Raw genomic sequence first — 21,135 nt, forward strand, 5'->3', positions numbered from 1 at the left:
TAAACGTCGTTCCGGCAAGTGCAGACCAAACCAGCAATCCTGCCGCAGAACGCGACACATTCTTTTTCATATCACTCCACCCTGAAACTGACATCAGCAGTACCTCATTCAATGACCCGGACTTCACGGAACATGCCCGTTTCCATATGGAAAAGAAGATGGCAGTGATAGGCCCACCGCCCGAGCGCGTCAGCCGTGACGCGATAGCTGCGGCGGGTTCCCGGAGGCATATCAATGGTATGTTTACGTACCTGGAAGTTGCCACCCTCGTCTTCAAGATCACTCCACATACCGTGAAGATGAATGGGGTGCGTCATCATGGTGTCGTTGACCAGTACGATGCGAACGCGTTCACCATAGCGGAGCGTAACCGGTTCTGAATCTGAGAATTTGATGCCGTTGAAAGACCAGGCAAACTTTTCCATATGGCCCGTAAGGTGCAGTTCGATGGTGCGGGACGGTTCGCGGCCGTCCGGATCTTCAAACGTACTTTTCAGGTCGGCATAAGTCAGAACCTTCCTGCCGTTATTACGCAGGCCGATGCCCGGGTCATTTAATTTTGGTGCCGGCATCATCGCCTGCATATCTACCAGAGGGTTACCCGTTTCGGAAGCCGGGTGTTTCTGCATGTCACTCATGCCAGCCATGCTTGCGTGATCCATACCGCTCATAGCGCTGTGATCCATTCCCGCCATGCTGTCTGTTGGGGGGGCTGGTACAGCTGAACCATCCATACTCTGCATATCACCGCCGTCCATGCCCTGCATCTGACTGTGATCCATCCCGCCCATACTGCCATGATCCATCCCGCCCATGCCCATATCATCCATGGTCAGCCAGGGACGCGGATCGGGTTTCGGAATCGTTGCAGACAGTCCCTTCCGGACGGCAAGCGTGCCACGTGCATAGCCGCTGCGGTCCATAGACTGAGCAAAAATAGTGTAAGCGTCATCAGTCGGCTCTACGATCACATCGTAGGTTTCGGCAACGGCGATACGGAACTCATCAACGGACACGGGGGTGACATACTGCCCGTCTGCGGCCACGACCGTCATTTTCAGACCGGGAATACGAACGTCAAAATAAGACATGGCCGAGCCGTTAATGAAGCGCAGGCGTACTTTCTCACCTTTACGGAACAGACCGGTCCAGTTTTTACCGGGTCCCTGTCCGTTCATCAGGTAGGTGTATGTGAAACCACTGACGTCGGCTAAATCTGTCGGGTTCATCTTCATTTCGGCCCACATTTTCCGGTCAGCCAGCGTATTCGCGAGGCCTTTCTCCCGCGCATCACGGAAAAAGTCGGTAGCGGTGGGTTTAGCGAAGTTGTAATAATCTGATTGTTTTTTCAGTTTTGCGAGAATGTCTGAGGCTTTTTCATCAGACCAGTCGGTCAGCAGCACAACATGCTCGCTGTCCCACTGAAACGGCTCAGGTTCAGCGGCATCGATAATAATCGGACCGTATACCCCTTCCTGCTCCTGCAGGCCGGAATGGCTGTGATACCAGTAAGTTCCGTTCTGCTTTATTTTAAAGGAGTAAACATACGTGTCGTCCGGTTCGATCCCGTGAAAACTGAGACCCGGCACGCCGTCCATATTTGCCGGCAGGATAATGCCATGCCAGTGAACAGAGGTCGGCTCTGAAAGGCGGTTTTTTACCCTTAACGTGACAGTGTCGCCTTCTTTCCAGCGCAGCAGAGGTCCCGGAAGACCCGCATTTATGGTTTTTGCATAACGGGTCTTACCGGTGATATTCAGTGGCGTTTCGCCGATAAACAGATCAAAGTCGGTCCCGGCCAGCGTACGGGACTGCATCAGGTTTACCGCCGAAAACGCATCAAACGTTCTCAGCCCCAGGCCACCCACGAGACCGGTGGCGGTTATCCCTTTAATAAAATTACGTCGTGAACTTTTAAGTTCCATGACTGAGCTCCGGCAAAATTCACAGTATCCCGGGAGAAAAAATCTCTCCGCTCCGCAAGCACAAGCCGTGCTTACCGTTCAGGAAGTTTATTTTTTGTTACCGGAAAGCTATCACAGCTGAAAGACGGGCATGATTACAATTGTGTAATGTTGGAACTTGCTGTTTTTACATTACATTTATGTCATTTTCGAGCGGAGGCATTTTTTCTCCTGTACGATAAAAATGACTGAAGCCGGAGAGCGTCCGGCCCGCCATTATTTAACTTTTACTCGTAAGGACAGCCGACATGAAAAAATTAATGTTTGTTTCTCTTCTGGCCCTGTTTTCTGCCTCATCAGTATGGGCACAGCCGCATCCTGTTTCAGAGCCGGACGGTCAGGTAACTAACAACGCTGTTGCCATGATGAATGAACATGAGCGTGCCATCCTGGCGCACCAGAGTATGGATAATGCAAATTCTGCAGCACATCAGAGCATCATTGATATGCACCGAAGGATGATGCAGCAGGAAAAATAAGGGGTTGCACCGGACAGAAGATTCTCCCGGTATCTTCTGTCCGTTTCTGTCACTGCTCCGGGATGCGGTTGTGTTTTACCCTCATCGTTAATGCTTTTTCCGGTAAATCTTCTTTCAAGGCCTACGTGAGCCGGCCCGTCTTGCTGCGACGGGCTCTTTTTACCGCCTTCCCGCTTTCCGCATCGTTAAACTGCCGCCCATGCTGAATACAGCGGTATTTTGCGGCAATGAAGATTCTGTACCAGGCTTATTACGTATTCGCAAATAAGCTAAGTTAAGAGAGGAAAATATGTCAGAACAATATCGCAACTGCATTGAAGCCTGCTATATCTGTGCCGCCACCTGTGATTACTGTGCCACGTCATGCCTTAAAGAACCTCAGCTGGAGATGATGCGTGAATGCATAAGGCTGGACATGCAGTGCGCAAGCATCTGCCGGATAGCGGCAAATTTAATGTCGCTTGAAAGCGAATTTGCTCCCGAACTCTGCAGAGTTTGTGCAGAAATTTGCCAGAAATGTGGTGATGAGTGCGCCCGACATGAGCATGAACACTGTAAAAAATGCGCAGAAGCATGCCATCATTGTGCTCAGGAGTGCAGAAATATGGCAGCATAACTTTTCTGTCATCTGCGGTACGAAGCAAGGGACAGCTACTTCATGCGCCGGAAAGCTGTAAATTGGCGTCGCCAGCCCTGCCTGGCCCTTCGCGGGAAAAACGCAGTTGTAGCAGATAATGCGCAACAAAAGACAGGGCCACCTGAACGAGCCCTGTAAACTGTTCAGGTGGCGAGGGCTCTGGACTGCGGCATGATTACGGGCAGGACGGAACCATACCGACTACTTACGCAACAGGCGTAGCCCGTTTGCCACAACAAGCAGGCTTGCACCCACATCCGCGAATACGGCCATCCACATGGTCCCCATACCGGCAATGGTCAGGGCCAGAAAAACTGCCTTGATCCCAATAGCCATAACGATATTCTGAACCAGAACATTATACGTCTGCCTGGAGAGCCGGACAAAAGCCGGAATTTTACGCAAATCATCGTCCATGAGGGCCACATCGGCAGTCTCGATGGCGGTATCCGTGCCCATTGCGCCCATAGCAAAGCCGATATCGGCGCGGGCCAGCGCCGGTGCATCATTGATGCCGTCGCCCACCATGCCGGTCGTGCCCTGCGCCGTAAATGTTTCCACGGCACGCAGTTTATCTTCCGGCAGTTGATCCCCACGCGCCTCATCGATACCAACCTGACCGGCAATGGCCAGCGCCGTGTGCGCATTGTCTCCGGTCAGCATGAGCGTTTTGACACCCAGACTATGCAACTGCCTTATCGCCTCGCGGCTGCTTTCCTTCACCGTATCAGCCACCGCAAACAGCCCAAGCACCTGATGAGTGTCAGAGAGCATGATGACCGTTTTACCCCCGGTCTCCAGTTCCGTTAGTGCAGCCCTGACCGCTTCCGGGCAACGCACCGTTTCTTCAGCCAGCCTCAGATTCCCCAGATTGTAGGTTTGACCGTTGATGACGCCGCGCACGCCACGGCCCGGCAGAGCCTCAAAGTTTTCTACTTCATAACGCTGAATGCCATCTGATGCCGCCGATACAGCCTGCGAAACCGGATGATCGGAGTAACCTGCCAGGCTCACAGCCAGCCTGCGCCCCTCGTCTTCTGACACACCGGTATAGATAATCGCATCCGTCTGTACCGGCTTACCGTGCGTCAGTGTGCCGGTCTTGTCGAGCGCCAGCCACTTCAGCTTTCGGCCTTCTTCAAGATAAACGCCGCCCTTGATCAATATCCCCCGGCGGGCTGCTGCCGTCAGGCCGCTGACGATGGTCACTGGCGTGGAAATGACCAGCGCACAGGGGCAGGCGATAACCAGCATCACCAGCGCTTTGTAAATCCATTCCTGCCAGCTTCCACCTGCAATCAGCGGCGGGAGAACGGCAACTGCGACAGCAATAGCAAACACCACAGGGGTATATATTTGCGCAAAGCGATCAACAAAGCGCTGCGTAGGGGCTTTTGCCCCCTGCGCTTCCGCCACAGCATGAATGATACGCGCCAGCGTGGTATTTCCGGCAGCGGCCGTTACCCGGTACTCAAAGCCACCGGAGCCGTTGACCGTCCCGGCGAAGACCGGGTCGCCTTCCCCTTTATCCACCGGCAGGCTTTCGCCGGTAATGGGTGCCTGATTAATGGCGGTCCTGCCCCGGATCACCGTGCCGTCGAGGGCGATACGCTCGCCAGGTTTTACCCTGACCAAGCTGTTAATGGATACAGACCTGGCCTCAGTTTCTTTCCAGGAGCCGTCCGGCTGCTGAACCGTGGCCGTTTCAGGCGTCAGCTTCATCAGAGAGCCGATGGCATTGCGGGCGCGATCAAGAGACTTCGCTTCAATCAGTTCCGCAATCGTGAACAGCACCATTACCATGGCGGCTTCCGGCCACTGTCCGAGCGCCAGCGCCCCGGTGACGGCAATACTCATCAGCGCGTTGATATTCAGGTTGCCGTTGCGCAGTGCAATCCAGCCTTTTTTGTATGTGGACACGCCACAGGCCGCAACGGCAGCCAGAGCAAGAGCCGCTTCCAGCCATTCCGGCATGCCCGTCCAGTGCATGGCTTCGGCGGCGATTGCCGCCACACCGGCAAGCGCCAGCGGCCACCAGGGTTTTTTCTTTCCCTCAGTGACCGCGTGCCGGCCATTGCTGTCAGGAAGTTCAGGTTCAAAGCCCAGCGAACGAATGGCGGCCAGAACCGGCTCCAGCGCATCCGGTGCGTGAACCACCATCAGTACGCGCTGCATAAGATTGAAATCCAGTTCCTTCACGGCTGACATGCCGTCCAGCTTTTTACGGATCATGCCCTCCTCTACCGGGCAGTCCATCTGCATGATCCTGATACTGGTACGCACCCCGTCAGCGGTCACCTGCTGCGTCTGCAGCTCACCAAATGTGACAGGGGCAGGCGCGCAGCAGGAACCGCCGGTGCTTTCCGCCTCACGGCCTGAACAGCAGCTGCCTTCAGGCTGCATTGCTTTATCAATCGGTTCCGGGTCAAAACCCAGCGAGCGCACCGCCTGCAGAACCGGCTCCAGCGCCTGCGGCGTATGGGTCACGGTGAGCACCCTCTGCATCAGATTGAAGTCAAGATTGCTGATGGCAGGTAATTTTGCCAGTTTTTTTCGGAGGAGCGTCTCCTCCGTCGGGCAGTCCATCTGCATGATGCGCAGACGCGTCTGAACTTCATCGTTGCGGGTATGCTCTGTAACCGATTCGGATGGCTGACTCAGGCTGTCCGGTGAGCAGCAGCTGCCGGTGCTGCAACAGGCCGGTGTGGCCTCAGCCGTTTTTTGTAGCGTTTTACCGGATACCTCTGCCGGGGCAGCAACGTTTTTTTTAACAGACGCCTCCTCTCCGGTTGCGGCAGAACCACATTTTTTATTACTGCAGCAGTCACTCATATCTTTATCCCGTTCATAACGTATACTGGCATTAAAGACCCTGATGTAACTACAGGGTCAAGATCAGATGAGGTGAGTTATGAAAATTGGCGAGCTGGCCCGGCTGGCTGGATGTCCGGTAGAAACGGTGCGTTATTACGAGCGTGAGGGCCTGCTGCAGGCCGCGTTGCGGGACCAGGGTAATAACTATCGCCATTATGACAGTGCGCACCTGGAAAGGATGATGTTTATCCGGCGCTGTCGGGCGCTGGATATGACTCATCAAGAAATCCGGGTGCTGCTACAGGCGCGTAGCCAGCCTGATGCAGACTGCGGTTCGGTCAATGTCCTGATAAATGAACATCTGAACCACGTTCAGGCTCGCATCCGTGAACTGAATATGCTGGAAAAGCAACTTTGTGAGCTCCGGAGCCACTGCAATGCCAATCGGGCAACACGGGACTGCGGTATTCTGCGCGAACTGGAGCAGGCAGAAGAGCCTGAGGATATCGTGCCGGTTATAACTGCAGGTCATCTGGCCGGAAGTCATTCATACTGATGCTGCTTTTCTACTATCAGCAGGACGGTTCACTAAATAAACAGGCTTTTTTTGCCATATTACTCCGGCATGCCCGGCCATTCAGTCAGCTGAAAATGTGCTGCCGTTAAAATCTGTGTGACATCGTTCAGCATTCACTTTCCATTTGTTTCGTAGCGTATCCTGGCAGGACTGCCCCTGATCGCCGGAAAGTAACATCAAAGGTTCAACCGCATCGCATAGCCTCTGGTAAAAGTTTCCAGAATAAAATACCCTTCATTTCACATATTCATGAAATGAAGAATTATAATGGAGCAAACCAGAGCACTTATTGCGTTGTCAGCACTGGCACATGAATCACGACTCAGAATAATCAGAATGCTTGTTGTAGCGGGCGCAGGTGGCATGTCCGCAGGTGACATTGCTGCCGCTCTCGACGCTTCATCCCCCTCCAGAGTGTCTTTTCACCTGAAAGAACTCGAGCACGCCGGCCTTATCTCCGGTCGCCGCGAAGGCAAATCGGTTATCTACAGCGCCTGCTGGACAGACCTGGCCGATTTAGTGGCCTTTCTGATGCACGACTGCTGTCAGGGGCATTGTCATTATTGCGATCAGGCCATCGAATTATTTTCTAAATGTACCGGTATGCCAACAGGGCCTGAAAATAATGCCTGAACATCGCTTTTGCAGTCACAATAACCAACACAGAGGGATTTAGCCTGTGCAAACAGCAAATAAAGCAGCACGGATCAGGGACCGGCTTGAGCATAGTCAAATTGCCATTTATTTCGTTGCAGTGGCAGCCGGATGTTTTTCAGCAATGCTTTTGCCGGGGACTGACCGCCTGGAAAGTGCCATCAATCCCGCACTGGCTCTGATGCTTTATGTCACCTTTCTGCAAGTGCCCGTGGCCGAACTTGGCGGTGCGTTCACGAGAGTACGTTTTATTCTGCCTCTCCTGCTGACTAATTTCCTTTTAGTGCCGATTCTGGTCGCAGTACTGGTCAGTTTTCTTCCGCAAAACCCGGTACTTATCCTCGGCGTGCTTCTGGTCCTGCTTACTCCCTGCATAGATTACGTGGTGACATTTTCGCAACTTGGTCGTGCTGATGCCCGTCTTTTACTGGCCTCCACGCCGGTATTACTTATGGTGCAGATTCTGTTGCTTCCGGTATACCTGCATTTATTTCTTGGCGAAAATGCCTCTGAACTGGTGCAGCCCGCACCCTTTATTCATGCATTCATCTGGCTTATCGCTGTCCCCCTGATCCTTGCTGCACTAACCCAGTTTATGGCCCGCAAAATTCATTTAGCGCAAAAGGCTTCCGAATGTATTGGTCTGCTGCCCGTTCCGGCAACTGCGACAGTTCTTTTCATTGTTGTGGCCGCCATGCTGCCGCAGCTGGGTGAAGCCTGGTCTGTTGCTGTTCAGGCAGTGCCTGTCTATCTGGCTTTTGCTGCGTTAGCACCTTTGTGCGGATGGAGCATGGCTAAGGTTTTTCGTCTGGAGCCCGCGGCAGGAAGAGCCATTGCCTTCAGTGGCGCTACCCGAAACTCTCTGGTCATATTACCGCTGGCGCTGGCAGTTCCGGGCGCGGTGCCCGTCCTGCCGGCTGTTATCGTGGCTCAGACCATGGTTGAGCTAATCAGCGAGCTGGTTTACGTGCGTCTCATCCCCAGACTGGGGCGCAATAACGTGTGAGCGTAAGTGATATGCCGCCCGCTGTGGCGGCATTATTATATAAAAGGTTCACGTCCGGTAAGCTGCCATCTTCATGGCGGTCCAGATCACAGCTAAGGCAGGTCTGAACTCATCTGTTAATAGTTATGTTCGCATACAGCTGTGCAGAAAAGGCAGTCAGCCCGCCACAACATATATGAATTTATAAATATAAAATTGACCTTTCGTCTGCAGAAGACGAGACTTATTGCTGTCCGCCACGAAGGAGAAATTATGCCGTCACTTCTGCCCCTGCAACTTTTTAAAAATCTTTCTGACGAAACCCGGCTCAGCCTGGTGCTGCTGTTGCGCGAAAAAGGGGAGCTCTGCGTCTGCGAGCTTTCGTCCACGCTAAAGGAATCACAACCAAAAATCTCCCGTCACCTTGCACTTCTTAGGGAGAGTGGGCTGCTGATCGACAGGCGAGACGGCAAGTGGATCCATTACCGGTTATCGCCACATATGCCAGCCTGGGCAGCAGCAGTGATTGAACAGGCTTACCTGTGCCAGCGGGATGACATCCTTAAGCTCAGCCAGCAGGCTGAACGCGATAACGCAACCACCAACGGCAAGGTTGTCTGCATGTAAAAATTTTATCAAAACACATTCGATTAAACGCATGTGTTTTGCAGCATACACTTAGAAGCCCGCTTTAACGGGCGGTTATATTTAAGAAGGAGAGAGTATGTTTCTGGCGGGTGCGATTTTCGTCCTGACCCTGGTGCTGGTTATCTGGCAGCCAAAAGGGCTCAGTATTGGCTGGAGTGCAGTCATCGGTGCGGCCCTGGCGCTCCTGACCGGCGTAGTACAGATTGGGGATATTCCGGTGGTCTGGCAGATTGTCTGGAACGCTACGGCTACCTTTATTGCCGTCATCATCATCAGTCTGCTGCTCGACGAATCCGGCTTTTTTGAGTGGGCGGCGCTGCACGTTTCCCGCTGGGGAGGCGGAAAAGGCCGGCTGCTGTTCACCTATATCGTTCTGCTGGGTGCGGCGGTAGCCGCCCTGTTCGCTAATGACGGGGCGGCGCTTATTCTGACGCCGATCGTCATCGCCATGCTGCTGGCGCTGGGCTTCAGCCCCGGCGCCACGCTGGCGTTTGTGATGGCAGCAGGTTTCATCGCCGACACCTCCAGCCTGCCGCTCATCGTGTCGAACCTGGTGAACATTGTCACGGCGGACTTCTTTAAGCTGGGTTTCAGCGAGTATGCCTCGGTGATGGTGCCGGTAAATATCGCCTCCGTGGCCGCCACGCTGGTGATGCTGCACCTGTTTTTCCGCAGGGACATCCCGGCCACCTACGACCTGACGAAACTGAAGGCGCCGCGTGAGGCCATTCGCGATGCGCGCACTTTTAGAACCGGCTGGATTGTTCTCATCCTGCTACTGGTCGGCTTCTTTGCTCTCGAACCACTCGGCGTGCCGGTAAGCCTGGTGGCAGCGGTGGCGGCGTGTATTCTCTGGCTGGTTGCCCGCAAAGGACACGTGATTGATACCGGCAAGGTGCTGAAAGGCGCGCCCTGGCAGATTGTTATCTTCTCGCTGGGCATGTATCTGGTGGTGTACGGTCTTCGTAACGCCGGCCTGACTGATTACCTTTCTGCCGCCCTGAACCGGTTTGCAGAGCACGGCGTCTGGGGCGCAACGCTCGGCACCGGTTTCCTGACGGCGGCGCTCTCTTCTGTCATGAACAACATGCCTACCGTGCTCGTTGGTGCGCTTTCGATTGACGGCAGCACCGCACAGGGCGTGGTGAAGGAAGCGATGATTTACGCCAACATCATCGGCTGCGACCTCGGCCCGAAAATCACCCCCATCGGCAGCCTCGCTACCCTGCTGTGGCTGCACGTACTGGCGCAAAAAAACATTACTGTCAGCTGGAGCTACTACTTCCGCGTGGGCATCGTGATGACCCTGCCGGTACTTTTTGTGACGCTGGCCGCGCTGGCCCTGCGCCTGTCTGTTTAACCTTAACCCCGGTGTTGCGACTGTGCAGCGCCTTTACGGAGTACCGCTTATGACTGACATCACTATTTACCACAATCCGGCCTGCGGGACGTCGCGTAACACCCTGGCGCTTATCCGCAACAGCGGCGTGGAGCCAACAGTGATTTTGTATCTGGAGACGCCAACATCCCGCGACGAGCTGAAAAAGCTGATAGCAGATATGGGTATCAGCGCACGTGCCCTGCTGCGCAAAAATACAGAGCCCTATGAGCATCTGGGGCTGGCAGAAGACCGGTTCAGCGATGACGAATTGCTGGATGCCATGCTGGCTCACCCCATCCTCATCAACCGCCCGGTGGTTGTGACGCCGCTCGGCACAAGGCTCTGTCGTCCGTCTGAAGCGGTTCTGGATATTCTGCCTGACCCGCAGCAGAAAGCATTTACAAAAGAGGATGGCGAAAAAGTCATTGATGAACACGGAAACCGGATCAGCCACTGATTTTTCAGTACGCTGCCGGCAGGAAGGGAGACGCAAAAACAGAAGCCGGCAGATGCCGGCTTTTTTCATATGCTGCGCTGATTAACCCGCTCAGACAGCTGCGCGGCACTCTCTTTCCTTTCGCTGTAGCGATCGGTCAGGTAGTCACTGCGACCCCGCGTCAGCAGAGTGAACTTCATCAGCTCCTCCATTACGTCCACGATGCGGTCGTAGTATGGCGAAGGCTTCATGCGACCATCTTCATCAAATTCGGCCCAGGCTTTTGCCACGGATGACTGATTCGGGATAGTGATCATACGCATCCAGCGGCCGAGGATGCGCATCTGGTTGACGGCATTAAACGACTGCGAGCCGCCACTGACCTGCATAACGGCGAGAGTTTTGCCCTGAGAAGGCCGCACCGCCCCCGACGTCAGGGGTATCCAGTCTATCTGCGCCTTCATGATGCCGGTCATGGCGCCGTGCCGTTCCGGCGAGCACCAGACCATGCCTTCAGACCAGAGAACCAGCTCGCGCAGCTCTGCAACTTTCGGATGCGTCTCCGGGGCGTCATCGGGCAGGGGCAGGCCGGACGGGTTAAAAATTTTCACTTCGGCGCCCATTGCCGTCAGCAGCCGGGCCGCCTCTTCCGTAGTTAGACGGCTGTATGAGCGTTCCCGCAGCGAGCCGTAGAGCATCAGGATGCGGGGCGGGTGCGCTACTTCTGCAGCCCTCAGCTTATCTTCAGTCAGCGGCACGTCCAGGAGTGAAGTATCAATATTTTTCAGGATATCGTTCATGTTGTTCACAATGAGGTCTCTTCATGAGTCGTCACGGTTGACAGGCTGCAGCTGCCACCTGCGCAGCATTCTTCTGTCAGAAAGGCCATCAGCTGCTCAAGCTGCGCATAGCAGGGTCTGCAGAACAGGGTACGGCTCTGCCGCTCCTGGCTGACCAGCCCGGCGGACATCAGCGCGGAAATATGATGACTGAGCGTGGAGGGCGGAATACCGAGGCGCTTCTGCAGAACACCGACCGGCAGGCCGTCATGACCCGCTCTCACCAGCTCCCGGTACACGCTGAGACGGGTCGGGTGCCCCAGCTCCCGGAGTGCATTTGCTGCTGTATTTAAATCCATGCGGCCTCCTTTAACTATATTTCTAGAATAATGGAAATATAGTCAGCGTCAAATATTTTTCCCCGGAATGGATGGCACGTTCTTATCCCGTTTCTGTCCAGCAGAGGAAGGATGGCGACGCCAGATTACTATGGAAATCGCCGTGATGAACAGGGTAAGGATGGCAGATAAAAGCAGCGTTCCGGGTATGCCGTATCGCTCCAGCAGTATGGCGTAAGCTGACGGAGCGAGCGCCGCGAGCAAAAAAGCTGGTGACAGCAGTACGCCTGTTTTACGGGCATACTGCTGCGGATCAAACAGCACAAGAGGTAGTACGGCCTTAACTACCGTACTCAGTCCGTTCACAGCTCCGTAACTCAGAATAAAGATGGCTGTAGCCACTGGGGTAACATTACCCGCAAGGCCGGCCAGAAAGCAAAATGGCAGCATAATGCCAGTAACCAGGCTCAGACGAGTCGCTGAAGTACGTGCGCCAGAAGCCACGTCCAGCAGTCTGGCGCTCACCTGTCCCACTCCCCACAACATACCCGCCACGGTGGGCATACCATAAGCGGCCAGTATCTGAGGAAAATGAGCGGACACGCCGGTGGAAACAAAGCTTATCAGCGCTATTAGCGTGGCGTACCACAGGCCGCTGATGAATGCTTTTCGGTCTTCTGCTGTTCCGATCGCCGGAAGAGCGGGCTGCCCGGCAACGGGAGGTTGACTCCGATGCCCTGCCGGAACGGTGGACAAAAAAGCAGGCTGACAATGCCCGCGCAGCCGTAAACGATAATGGCATGCCGCCAGTCGGTAATGTGCAGTAGCGCAGCGCCAGCAGGCCAGAACGCGACTGAAGCGAGACCACCCAGCAGTGTGACCAGGGTAATTGCCCGGCGGGCCCCTGCGCCTGCGGTTTCTACAAGCAGAGCAAATGCGGCATCATACAGTGCAAGTCGCATGCCAGCTCCCATCAGGGGCCAGACGGCAACCCACGATGTTGTTGAATGGGTAAAAGCCATCAAAAAACAACCGATGATGATGGCGAAGGTTCCCGCCATCATCATCGTACGTCCGCCGGTACGGGCTATAAGGGCACCCGCAAGCGGCGAAACAAGGCCCATCACAAGCATGGCAATAGTCAGGCCGGAGAATGTCACAACCGGCGACCAGCCTGTATCCAGCATGATGGCGCTCCCGAAGACTCCCGGCATATAGAATGTGATACCCCAGTTGATAAACTGCGTCATGCCAATGCAGAAAATGGTGCGGCCTGTCAGATACCCGTCAGTCAACCTGTACTCTCCGGAAATGTGGCGTCGCCCTGCCCAAGCGTACGCTGCATGATGACCGTATCAAGCCAGCGTCCGTGCCTGAAGCCCACAGATTTGAGCGTTCCTGTAATGCTGAAGCCTGCCGCACTATGCAGGGCAATAGAGGCGGTGTTTCCGCTGTTGCCAACTACGGCCACAAGCTGGCGAAAGCTACGGGCCTCTGCCCATACGACCGCACTCGATAACAGCTTTTTTCCAATCCCCTTACCCTGAAAGCCAGGGGCAATATATACAGAGTCCTCCAGGGTGAATCTGTAGGCACACCGTTCACGGTAGAGTGACAGGTAGCAGTACCCGCGGATATCGCCGTCCTCAACCGCCACAAACCAGGGCAGTCCTGCTGCCCGCACCTTTTTCAGACGGGCTGTCATTTCAGCCGAATCCGGCGGTTCGGTTTCAAAAGTGGCGGTGCCATGCAATACGTGATAAGCATAAATCTGCTGGATGGCAGGAATATGTCGTTCATCTGCTTCGGTTATTTCCATCGATACGGCTCCTTCTGCGGTCAGAAGCAGAGACTAACCCGAATGAAGAATTTCAGACAGGCAGCAGGACTTATCAGCAGCATAAGGAAATTTTGGGATGGCAAACCTGAATCTCGATCATCTGGCTCCTTTCAGACTGGTTATCAGCCGGGGCAGTTTCTCCGGCGCGGCTGAAGCACTTGGTCTGTCGCAGCCGGCAGTGAGCCTGCAGATAAGACAACTGAAGCAGGCGCTTCAGGTCCGCCTTATCGAGCGAACCAGCCGGGGAGTAAGACCCACGTCTGCCGGGCTGACTCTCGTTGAGCACAGCTTGAAAATTGATGCCGTGGTAAGTACAGCTGTTGAATCAGTGAGTCTGCATTCCGATGAGATAACCGGCACTGTTACTGTCGGCACAGGCGCAACGGCCTGTATTCATCTACTGCCCCCTTACTGCAGCAACTGCGGCAGGCCCATCCCCTGCTGAAGGTGGACGTACGCACAGGTAACACTTCCGATATTGTGCGGGGCGTGGAGGAAAATCGTATAGATATTGGCCTGGTGACACTGCCAGCCGCAGGTAAAAACCTGAGCATCATCCCGCTGGGTACGGATGAGTTTGTTGTCATCATGGAAAAGGATGCATCAGAGCAGAGCGCGAAAATATGGACTCCGGGCGCCTTGCTGCCGCTGCCGCTGATTATCTTTGAACCGGGAAGCGGGACACGCGCCCTGATTGATCAGTGGTTCCGGGAGACGGGACATATTGCCTGCGCGGTCATGGAGCTTGGCAGTATCGAGGCTATTAAAAGAATGGTCCGTGCAGGTCTTGGTTACAGCATTGTTCCCCGAATGTCCGTTGCATGCATAGAGTAAAGATCGGGGCTCGATCTTTACTCTGTGACGCCCTCTCTTCACCGGACGCTTGGGGCAGTTATGCGGGAGGACCGGATTGTAAGCAGAGGAATCAATGAAGTGCTGAAAAGCCTGCACAGCAGTTTTGCAAAAAACGAAATCAGATAAATATTATTCGATATTTAAACCGGACAGGTCCGATCTACTCTTTCCGGCAAAGTATCATTACAGCGTTTACCAGCTACCAATGTCCGCTCCTGGCACAAAGCGGAGTTTCGTTACCCCAACGCACTTCTTCTTTAATTAACCCAGTCTTCCAGCGCCAGACCCGGAACCCGCTCAAATTCCCGGGTATTGTTCGTCACCAGCACGGCGTCAGGAGATGGCGTGCCCGGCAATCGCCGTGTCGTTCGGACCGATCGGCGTGCCGGCGAGGCGCAGCGCGACTCGGATGTCCGTGGTGGCATCCACCGCGGCACGATCCCAGGGCAGGACGGCATCAAGGCGGGTGCAGAATTCATCGACCAACTGCACGTGGCGCGGTGAGGCTTTCGGGCCGGTGGCGCCGAAGCGCATCTCCTGATAGGTGATGGCCGAGATTACAATGCGGTTTCCGCGCAGCACTGCCTGCTCGAGGCGCTTACGAACGGCTTCCGGCTGCTCGCGCATGATGAATGAGCAGATGCAGGTGTCCAGCATATAGGTCTTGTTCACAGGTCAAATCGTCCTTCGTCGCTGACAACGTCCTCGCGCTCCGCCATAAAATCAGGATCGGCTTTTTCAAGTTCAAAAAATGAGTTCCAGGTCGGCCGGACGGGGCGCAGGATAATGCTGTCTCCTTCCCGGACGATCTCCAGCTCGCTCACCCCCTCAAAATCCAGATCGCGGGGCAGGCGGATGGCGCGGTTATTGCCGTTTTTAAAAATAGAAACTGTGCGCATGGTTTTTCCTCATATGCTGAGTGTGCCAGGGAGTTTTCCCGCATGGGTGCAGTATATGTCTGAAGGACTGATTTGTATAGGTGAAGCATATGCAGATGGTACGTATATGCGTATGTAAAGCATATGCATATGCAAAGTATATGGATATGTACAGCATATGTCTGCTTTCTCTTTTTCCAGCTGAGATCCGGAAAAAGACATAACCGGATCCTGACTGGTCATTGGCGGCTTTTTGCGCAGGGTGCTACATGTTGTGGGTTGGTCAGATGCTCAGCATACAAGATATGGGGTAAAGGCCACTGTCAGAACCGGCTGCGCCGGGCTTTTCCCCGCCCTGCCGCCGTGCTACGCTTCCGGAAACTGCCGTATCGGGAAAAAGTCGGATCAAGCCGGTAAGGGTGTACGGTAATTTAGCAGCGTGCTTATAAGTCTGCTTATTGTCAGATAATGGATATTTACTGGCGGGAAGGTAATTCTGAGTGACTGTCAGATGAGTCAGTGGGTGATGATTTCGACGTGGGACTATTAGCGAGGTTAAGAGGTGGCAATTGAAGAGCTAATTGCCTTGCTCATTGAGCAGGGTGAGAAAAGCGTCTGGTTTTACCCGACAGAGGACTGCAACGGTTCAAAGCTGTTTCTGCTTCTCGATAAGTTCGGCGGCGAACTGGCCTGGCGATGGGTCAATGACGGACCTGAGCGCTGGCGTACCCAAATGTCTTGGCTTCCCTCGTACTCTTCCCTGCCTGCTAATGCCGTAGAATTCGATCTTGAACAGGATCGTTTTATGTTTCAATCGATAGATGCCTCAAATGGTTCTGCATCACCCAGGCCGGCTTGGTGCCGTTAAGAAATTAAAAAGGGTTAGCGAGATTACATATCAGCGAAGGAATACAGATTTATGGATGGCGGGATTTCCGTATGGGTGCCGGTGATTTCAGTCCTGGCGGGTAGTGTGCTGACCGGAACCATTCAGTATTTTATGAACCGGCAGAACCACTTTTTTGCCCTGAAACGTGAGGAGAAGGCGGCTGCAGACAGGCTGCGTAATGAAAAACAGGCAGAAGAAAACAAACTGCAGCGGGAGCGCATATTCATCGCCGCTGAACTGGTCTTCCTGCTTGAGCAATACGCCGAGGGATGCGCGCGAGTTGCCGCTGATCATGGCGATGATAACCCCCAGAGCGAACGTGAGCCGACCGTAAATTATCCGCTGTTAAATCTGACAGATGTATCAGGCGATTGGCGGGTACTGTCGCGCCTATTAATGTACCGTATCCGGGAATTGCCGGTTCTTCAGAATGAGGCACAAAGAACGATTGCCGGTGTCGGAGAATATGATCATCCCCCTTATTATTCTTATTACTTCCGGGAGCGACAGTATCAGTTTTCCCGTCTTGGTATGAAGTCGGTGATTCTGGCCATGCGCCTTCGCAAAGCCGTTGGACTTCCTGAAAGCCGCCTTCAGAATACTGAGTGGTCTGCATATAACGTGCTCTGGAAGGTGTGGCGGCAGGAACGGAAACGCCGGGCGGCAGATTACACAAATAAATGAGTGTGGCATGAACCAGTGCCTCTCCTGAATAGCAGTGAGGAAACCAGCCTGTGAGTAGTTTGATGCCGTACGCCTTCCAGCAGTCGCCCGCGCAGCTGCCGGTCGCCATTGATTATCCGGCCGCGCTGGCGCTGCGCCAGATGGCAGCGCAGCACGATGAATACCCGCAGTATTTACTGGCACCTGAAGTCAGCGCACTGCTCCACTACGTGCCGGATCTGCACCGCAAGATGCTGTTCACCACCCTCTGGAACACCGGCGCGCGTATAAACGAAGCGCTGGCGCTGACGAGAGGAGATTTCAGCCTGGTGCCGCCCTACCCTTACGTGCAGCTGGCCACGCTGAAGCAGCGCGGTGAAAAAGCGGCACGCGGCCCCGGCAGGGCGCCGTCAGGCGTGGTCCCTCACCGGCTGGTTCCGCTTTCCGATCCGCAGTATGTGGCTCAGCTGGAGATGATGGTCGCGACGCTCAAAATACCGCTCGAGCGGCGCAATCCGGAAACCGGCCGGACCGAGAAGGTAAGGCTCTGGACAGTCACCGACAGGACCGTGCGTACCTGGCTGAACGAGGCTGTCGCCGCAGCCGCCGGTGACGGAGTCACATTCTCCGTGCCGGTGACGCCGCACACCTTCCGCCACAGCTACGCCATGCACATGCTTTATGCGGGGATTCCGCTGAAGGCGCTGCAGAGCCTGATGGGGCACAAAAGCATGAAGTCCACCGAGGTCTACACAAAGGTGTTTGCGCTGGACGTGGCGGCCCGGCACCGGGTGCAGTTTCATATGCCGGGAACTGAAGCTGTTGCCATTCTTAAAAAGATCGACTTCTAGCAGGTAAGTTTGCGATGTGTTTAGGAAGCGGCAAGTTGAGGGCAAAAAAAACCCGGTCTGGTAAACCGAGTTTTTTCTGTACCGGAGAACGGTTGGTAGCCGCTTGCCGGGACGTTGCTGCTTGTACCTGCTAACTGCCAGCAATGTTAAACCTGTTTGACGAACCCGTCAACGTTGCGGCTGGTACCGCACGGCTTTATACTCGTCGCAGTTGGCAGCGCTACGCTGTTGCAGCCTCTCAGAAGTGGGTTAAAGCTTAGCCGCGCAAAAGTTTTACCCCGGCAGGAAACAGGTGGTGCTGTCCGGTCTGCTTCCACCCAAAAGAGTGCTGCTTGTACCTGCTAACTACTCGTACGCGCCGCAAGGGGGTAACAAAAAAGCACTTGCGACGTGTGGCGCTCTCCTGAGAAGGAGATGCCAAAAGTGATAACTTTAGGAACTATCCTCCTGGTTTTGCAGATTCTGCTTACCGGAGTAGAGCTTATCGTTGCCATCAAGCAACTGACCGGACGCCCGTAAGGGAATAAGGAACTTGAATCAAGGCGGGGATTAACCACCCCGCCTTTTTTCGTATCAATTTTCCCATAACTAAAACCAGCCTATATTCCTATCTGCTTTGACTAATAATTCACCCTTCCCTACTGATTATCCTGAATTCATCGTTTGTTAGTCGCCGGAAAAATTAAGCTTATGCTTTTAATGGTATTTTTCATCATCATATTACTATTATGTATATACATTAGTATATGCAAATAGTTATTGGTGAGGATTATGCTCTGAAAATCTAACAACACGTATTGATGTTATTTTGTATATGCTCATGTATATACAAAGTGCATGCTTACAAAACAAAATTGGGCTACTTAAGACGGCAACGCAGGGCGGACAGTTTGCACGTCTACGCGCAGTTCTACTTTGAAGGTAAGCCCTTAAAGGCATCCTCCCAGTATGGATCTCTGTCTGGGTCATTGACGATCTTGCTCATCCATGATTCAGAGCGTCGCCATCTTTCGGCCACTTCTTTCATCGTCCAGTTTCTTTCTCTGAGTAGATTTTTGATATCCGAGACCGTGAGTTTGGTGCCAACCCAGTTACGCAGAATATTTTCATCAACAGAAAATTCAAGACCCGGATATTTTTCTTCCAACGATTTCCTGGAGGTGCTGAACCATACAGGGTCATCGTTGCCTTCAAACTTGATAGTGGTATACCGGTGGCCATTATTCAGGCTGATTTCAGGGTGGTAATACTCAATCCAGACTGAGTTCTCATTGATGTAGTCAAATATCCATGCATCAAACTCACGGCTTTTACGCTGCTCAGACTTGAAGAGATCGCTAAAATTTTTCCTGTTCGAGACCTTAAGCGCTCCATCCTGCATCAGCGCATTAATCGCAGATATGCGTACGCTCTCAGCTGCATTCGTTATTGAGGTGTTGTAGTAGTTCAGTAACTGAGCGCAGGTAAACACTATTTTGCCTTGGGCAATTTGCACGCGCAGATAACAGTATCCTTGATCGTTCCAGAAACCCTGGAAGCGCAACGGGTGATAAGTCTTGTCGAACCCTTCAGTCAGCGTAAACCTGATTCTCATACCTTACTCCTCATTTTTCTTAATTAAGCCACAAATTGAATTATGGTGCTCATTAAGTCAAGTTAAGAGAGCAACGTGTTTTTTTATTTAATTGTTTTGGTATATGCAAATGTATATACATAAATAGCTTTGCATATGCTTTTGTATATACATTGACACATTCCAGGATCTGCGTAATATGTATATAACTTTGTATATACATGGTGGTGTCAGATGAACAAGCCCTACATTATTTCTTTTGCGAACAGTAAAGGTGGCGTGGCCAAAACGACGAGCTGTATTGCTGTCGGTTGTGCACTGGCTGCCGCTGGGTACAGGACTCTGCTGGTTGACCTTGACCATCAGGGAAACCTGAGCGATGACGTTGGTCGTGGGGATGAAGATTACACCATCACCGATCTCTTCGAAGACCCGAAATTTGATACGAACAAACTGGTTTACACCGCGCTGGACGGTGAGGTCGCCATACCGAATCTTGACGTCATTCCGGCTGATATTACGCTGGCTGTGGAAGCGCGAAGCGCCGAGCGTTTTCGTCACAGGCTCAATATTCTGGAAGAGGGGCTCGCCAGACTAAAAACTGAGTACGATTACATTCTTATTGATCTGCGTCCGGCGATTGACCTCAGCATCGAGAACGCGTTGCTTATCACTAATAATATTGTCGTTCCGGTCGATATGGATCGCAGGGCAGTTAAAGGAATCGCTGACCTTTTCCAGGTAGTGCGTGAAGTGAAGCGCAATGATGATTTTGTATATACACTTGTAAAGACAAAGGTGAATGAATCTCACTCCAAAATGAAAAAATCCATTGATGGGTACATCAGTGAAGCTGGCTATACAGTCGCTAAAACTGAAATCCGTCAGAGTGAGCTTTTCAAGCAGGCTACAGATGTGCATCGCCCGGTAATGATGTTCGCTAAAAACGAACGTCCTTATCGTGACTATAAAGCGTTCACACAAGAGCTATTGCAGCAGATTGAGGAGGTCAAGGGTGGGAAGAAGTGATCGCATCGCGAAAGGCGTAACACGCGTTGTTGAACGGCGAAATATTACAACCGGTAGACAAATGAACCTGCGCCTCACCGGTCTTGATGATGATGCCCTGTCCATGCTGGTTGAGAAAATGCAGGAGAAGCTTCCGCAGAAAAATATTACCCGCTCCCGTGTGCTGAGAGCTGCCTGTTATCTCGATGACGATAAGTTGATTCAGAAACTGGCGCAGTTACTGGTTGAAAACACCTGATATGTAAATGCAAGTGTATATACATAAGTAAAGTAAAAGCCTATACAATTGTATAGGCTTTTTTGCCGCGTCCCAGGCAATGCAGTGGAAAAGTGAGACTTTATGTATATGCCAATGTATATACAAATTATCATGCTGATGCTTTGATAGTGGGGGATCAGCAAACTGTTGCAACAGGGGTGTCTTTCCAGTTGGTCGTCCATGCTGGACTGAGCATTTCCCGCTTCATCTTCCATTCATTACTGATACCCTGGCCTGCAAACCACAGACTCCCAAGCGCCGTAAAGCCCGTTCACCGTAGTTAAAAAGGTTTACCATAGCTGATTTTTTGCTAGGAGTTGGTTTAAGCCGTTCAGAGAAAGGTATGATGCGGCAGCGATGTATGTGCCTGTAACCGGCTATGCCGGGCGCGCTGTGCCGTTTAACATCAGTGTCACTCTCAGTGGCATTCAGGGCTAATTGTGCACTGCACGCCAGACTCGTTCGCCTCAGGCAGGGAAGCTTAACCGGACTGAATGTCCGCTGTGTGCCAAAAGCGGAAGTTACTAGCAAAAATCTGTGTTAGTAATTAGGGAACCGGTCAGGAAAGTCCGTTCTTAGATGACTGGCGGCTTTGTTGAATAAATC

22 protein-coding genes and 3 pseudogenes are annotated in these 21,135 nt (G+C 53.1%); 14 read left to right on the forward strand and 11 right to left on the reverse strand.

Annotation, left to right across the window (positions count from 1 at the left end; all coding sequences use genetic code 11):
* Window positions 1-104: 104 nt before the first annotated feature.
* Window positions 105-1,925 (reverse strand): copper resistance system multicopper oxidase, encoded by a 1,821-nt coding sequence (locus tag HA41_RS13440; RefSeq protein WP_094121209.1) that lies wholly within the window; start codon window positions 1,923-1,925, stop codon window positions 105-107.
* Between the two features lie 287 nt (window positions 1,926-2,212).
* Here HA41_RS13440 and HA41_RS13445 point away from each other — a divergent pair, with 287 nt between their 5' ends.
* The gene (locus tag HA41_RS13445) at window positions 2,213-2,443 is read left to right on the forward strand and encodes a hypothetical protein (protein WP_094121210.1); all 231 of its coding nucleotides are present in this window, start codon (window positions 2,213-2,215) and stop codon (window positions 2,441-2,443) included.
* A 289-nt stretch (window positions 2,444-2,732) separates the two neighbouring features.
* Window positions 2,733-3,059, forward strand: coding sequence for a four-helix bundle copper-binding protein (locus HA41_RS21785; RefSeq protein ID WP_072051049.1), 327 nt, complete (start codon window positions 2,733-2,735; stop codon window positions 3,057-3,059).
* A 222-nt stretch (window positions 3,060-3,281) separates the two neighbouring features.
* Here the strand turns inward: HA41_RS21785 and HA41_RS13455 are convergent, their stop codons facing one another.
* The gene (locus HA41_RS13455) at window positions 3,282-5,672 is read right to left on the reverse strand and encodes a heavy metal translocating P-type ATPase (protein ID WP_072051050.1); all 2,391 of its coding nucleotides are present in this window, start codon (window positions 5,670-5,672) and stop codon (window positions 3,282-3,284) included.
* A 319-nt stretch (window positions 5,673-5,991) separates the two neighbouring features.
* Here HA41_RS13455 and cadR point away from each other — a divergent pair, with 319 nt between their 5' ends.
* The 6 genes from cadR to arsC all read left to right on the forward strand — a co-directional run bounded on the left by cadR (window position 5,992) and on the right by arsC (window position 10,596).
* Entirely contained in the window at window positions 5,992-6,450 is a 459-nt protein-coding gene (gene cadR / locus HA41_RS13460) for a Cd(II)/Pb(II)-responsive transcriptional regulator (protein ID WP_031374861.1), read from the forward strand.
* A gap of 288 nt (window positions 6,451-6,738) precedes the next feature.
* Window positions 6,739-7,104, forward strand: a complete 366-nt coding sequence (locus tag HA41_RS13465) for an ArsR/SmtB family transcription factor (RefSeq protein ID WP_094121211.1) — start codon at window positions 6,739-6,741, stop codon at window positions 7,102-7,104.
* Window positions 7,105-7,177: 73 nt separating this feature from the next.
* Window positions 7,178-8,131 (forward strand): arsenic resistance protein, encoded by a 954-nt coding sequence (locus tag HA41_RS13470; protein WP_233215904.1) that lies wholly within the window; start codon window positions 7,178-7,180, stop codon window positions 8,129-8,131.
* A gap of 252 nt (window positions 8,132-8,383) precedes the next feature.
* Window positions 8,384-8,737 (forward strand): metalloregulator ArsR/SmtB family transcription factor, encoded by a 354-nt coding sequence (locus HA41_RS13475; RefSeq protein WP_031374859.1) that lies wholly within the window; start codon window positions 8,384-8,386, stop codon window positions 8,735-8,737.
* 97 nt (window positions 8,738-8,834) lie between these two features.
* Window positions 8,835-10,118, forward strand: coding sequence for an arsenic transporter (locus HA41_RS13480; RefSeq protein WP_046289579.1), 1,284 nt, complete (start codon window positions 8,835-8,837; stop codon window positions 10,116-10,118).
* Window positions 10,119-10,167: 49 nt separating this feature from the next.
* The gene (arsC, locus tag HA41_RS13485; protein ID WP_031374858.1) at window positions 10,168-10,596 is read left to right on the forward strand and encodes a glutaredoxin-dependent arsenate reductase; all 429 of its coding nucleotides are present in this window, start codon (window positions 10,168-10,170) and stop codon (window positions 10,594-10,596) included.
* A 65-nt stretch (window positions 10,597-10,661) separates the two neighbouring features.
* Here arsC and arsH read toward each other — a convergent pair whose 3' ends face one another.
* From arsH to HA41_RS13505, 5 genes are all read right to left on the reverse strand, one after another.
* The gene (gene arsH, locus HA41_RS13490; RefSeq protein ID WP_031374857.1) at window positions 10,662-11,375 is read right to left on the reverse strand and encodes an arsenical resistance protein ArsH; all 714 of its coding nucleotides are present in this window, start codon (window positions 11,373-11,375) and stop codon (window positions 10,662-10,664) included.
* Window positions 11,376-11,380: 5 nt separating this feature from the next.
* Entirely contained in the window at window positions 11,381-11,713 is a 333-nt protein-coding gene (locus HA41_RS13495) for an ArsR/SmtB family transcription factor (RefSeq protein ID WP_007749362.1), read from the reverse strand.
* Window positions 11,714-11,761: 48 nt separating this feature from the next.
* On the reverse strand, window positions 11,762-12,217 hold the full coding sequence (locus HA41_RS21415; protein WP_244175126.1) for an MFS transporter: 456 nt from the start codon (window positions 12,215-12,217) through the stop codon (window positions 11,762-11,764).
* A gap of 107 nt (window positions 12,218-12,324) precedes the next feature.
* Window positions 12,325-12,987, reverse strand: a complete 663-nt coding sequence (locus HA41_RS21420; RefSeq protein WP_233215901.1) for an MFS transporter — start codon at window positions 12,985-12,987, stop codon at window positions 12,325-12,327.
* Complete coding sequence (locus HA41_RS13505; protein WP_094121212.1) at window positions 12,984-13,511, reverse strand: GNAT family N-acetyltransferase; 528 nt, start codon at window positions 13,509-13,511, stop codon at window positions 12,984-12,986. The genes HA41_RS21420 and HA41_RS13505 overlap by 4 nt, the downstream gene beginning before the upstream one ends.
* Before the next feature lie 97 nt (window positions 13,512-13,608).
* Between HA41_RS13505 and HA41_RS13510 the strand changes: the two are divergent.
* Window positions 13,609-14,513: pseudogene (locus HA41_RS13510) on the forward strand (LysR family transcriptional regulator).
* Window positions 14,514-14,644: 131 nt separating this feature from the next.
* On the opposite strand, the pseudogene HA41_RS13515 reads toward HA41_RS13510, so the two are convergent.
* A pseudogene (locus HA41_RS13515) lies at window positions 14,645-15,059 on the reverse strand (type II toxin-antitoxin system VapC family toxin).
* Window positions 15,056-15,286 (reverse strand): type II toxin-antitoxin system VapB family antitoxin, encoded by a 231-nt coding sequence (gene vapB / locus HA41_RS13520; protein WP_031378113.1) that lies wholly within the window; start codon window positions 15,284-15,286, stop codon window positions 15,056-15,058. Before vapB ends, HA41_RS13515 begins: the two are co-directional and overlap by 4 nt.
* A gap of 541 nt (window positions 15,287-15,827) precedes the next feature.
* Between vapB and HA41_RS13530 the strand changes: the two genes are divergently transcribed.
* The 3 genes from HA41_RS13530 to HA41_RS13540 all read left to right on the forward strand — a co-directional run bounded on the left by HA41_RS13530 (window position 15,828) and on the right by HA41_RS13540 (window position 17,668).
* A complete protein-coding gene (locus tag HA41_RS13530) occupies window positions 15,828-16,133 on the forward strand; it encodes a hypothetical protein (RefSeq protein ID WP_094121214.1) in 306 nt (101 codons plus the stop codon).
* Window positions 16,134-16,184: 51 nt separating this feature from the next.
* Complete coding sequence (locus HA41_RS13535; protein ID WP_233215900.1) at window positions 16,185-16,838, forward strand: hypothetical protein; 654 nt, start codon at window positions 16,185-16,187, stop codon at window positions 16,836-16,838.
* Window positions 16,839-16,900: 62 nt separating this feature from the next.
* Window positions 16,901-17,668 (forward strand): site-specific integrase, encoded by a 768-nt coding sequence (locus HA41_RS13540; protein WP_103797669.1) that lies wholly within the window; start codon window positions 16,901-16,903, stop codon window positions 17,666-17,668.
* A gap of 910 nt (window positions 17,669-18,578) precedes the next feature.
* Here HA41_RS13540 and HA41_RS13545 read toward each other — a convergent pair.
* A complete protein-coding gene (locus HA41_RS13545; protein WP_069730048.1) occupies window positions 18,579-19,262 on the reverse strand; it encodes a hypothetical protein in 684 nt (227 codons plus the stop codon).
* 213 nt (window positions 19,263-19,475) lie between these two features.
* Between HA41_RS13545 and HA41_RS13550 the strand changes: the two genes are divergently transcribed.
* Both HA41_RS13550 and HA41_RS21010 read left to right on the forward strand, forming a co-directional pair.
* Window positions 19,476-20,270, forward strand: coding sequence for a ParA family protein (locus HA41_RS13550; protein ID WP_069730047.1), 795 nt, complete (start codon window positions 19,476-19,478; stop codon window positions 20,268-20,270).
* Between the two features lie 61 nt (window positions 20,271-20,331).
* Window positions 20,332-20,508, forward strand: coding sequence for a hypothetical protein (locus HA41_RS21010; RefSeq protein WP_158086623.1), 177 nt, complete (start codon window positions 20,332-20,334; stop codon window positions 20,506-20,508).
* A gap of 157 nt (window positions 20,509-20,665) precedes the next feature.
* Here HA41_RS21010 and HA41_RS13555 read toward each other — a convergent pair.
* Window positions 20,666-20,791: pseudogene (locus tag HA41_RS13555) on the reverse strand (DUF4113 domain-containing protein); the annotation flags it as partial.
* Window positions 20,792-21,135: the final 344 nt, after the last annotated feature.

This window comes from Pantoea conspicua (assembly GCF_002095315.1).
Lineage (GTDB): Bacteria > Pseudomonadota > Gammaproteobacteria > Enterobacterales > Enterobacteriaceae > Pantoea > Pantoea conspicua.

Coding starts and splice junctions, on each gene's coding strand:
- HA41_RS13440 (WP_094121209.1), bottom strand. CDS start 1,925: ATGGAACTTAAAAGTTCACGACGTAATTTTATTAAAGGGATAACCGCC.
- HA41_RS13445 (WP_094121210.1), top strand. CDS start 2,213: ATGAAAAAATTAATGTTTGTTTCTCTTCTGGCCCTGTTTTCTGCCTCA.
- HA41_RS21785 (WP_072051049.1), top strand. CDS start 2,733: ATGTCAGAACAATATCGCAACTGCATTGAAGCCTGCTATATCTGTGCC.
- HA41_RS13455 (WP_072051050.1), bottom strand. CDS start 5,672: ATGCAGATGGACTGCCCGACGGAGGAGACGCTCCTCCGAAAAAAACTG.
- cadR (WP_031374861.1), top strand. CDS start 5,992: ATGAAAATTGGCGAGCTGGCCCGGCTGGCTGGATGTCCGGTAGAAACG.
- HA41_RS13465 (WP_094121211.1), top strand. CDS start 6,739: ATGGAGCAAACCAGAGCACTTATTGCGTTGTCAGCACTGGCACATGAA.
- HA41_RS13475 (WP_031374859.1), top strand. CDS start 8,384: ATGCCGTCACTTCTGCCCCTGCAACTTTTTAAAAATCTTTCTGACGAA.
- HA41_RS13480 (WP_046289579.1), top strand. CDS start 8,835: ATGTTTCTGGCGGGTGCGATTTTCGTCCTGACCCTGGTGCTGGTTATC.
- arsC (WP_031374858.1), top strand. CDS start 10,168: ATGACTGACATCACTATTTACCACAATCCGGCCTGCGGGACGTCGCGT.
- arsH (WP_031374857.1), bottom strand. CDS start 11,375: ATGAACGATATCCTGAAAAATATTGATACTTCACTCCTGGACGTGCCG.
- HA41_RS13495 (WP_007749362.1), bottom strand. CDS start 11,713: ATGGATTTAAATACAGCAGCAAATGCACTCCGGGAGCTGGGGCACCCG.
- HA41_RS13505 (WP_094121212.1), bottom strand. CDS start 13,511: ATGGAAATAACCGAAGCAGATGAACGACATATTCCTGCCATCCAGCAG.
- vapB (WP_031378113.1), bottom strand. CDS start 15,286: ATGCGCACAGTTTCTATTTTTAAAAACGGCAATAACCGCGCCATCCGC.
- HA41_RS13535 (WP_233215900.1), top strand. CDS start 16,185: ATGGATGGCGGGATTTCCGTATGGGTGCCGGTGATTTCAGTCCTGGCG.
- HA41_RS13540 (WP_103797669.1), top strand. CDS start 16,901: ATGCCGTACGCCTTCCAGCAGTCGCCCGCGCAGCTGCCGGTCGCCATT.
- HA41_RS13545 (WP_069730048.1), bottom strand. CDS start 19,262: ATGAGAATCAGGTTTACGCTGACTGAAGGGTTCGACAAGACTTATCAC.
- HA41_RS13550 (WP_069730047.1), top strand. CDS start 19,476: ATGAACAAGCCCTACATTATTTCTTTTGCGAACAGTAAAGGTGGCGTG.
- HA41_RS21010 (WP_158086623.1), top strand. CDS start 20,332: ATGAACCTGCGCCTCACCGGTCTTGATGATGATGCCCTGTCCATGCTG.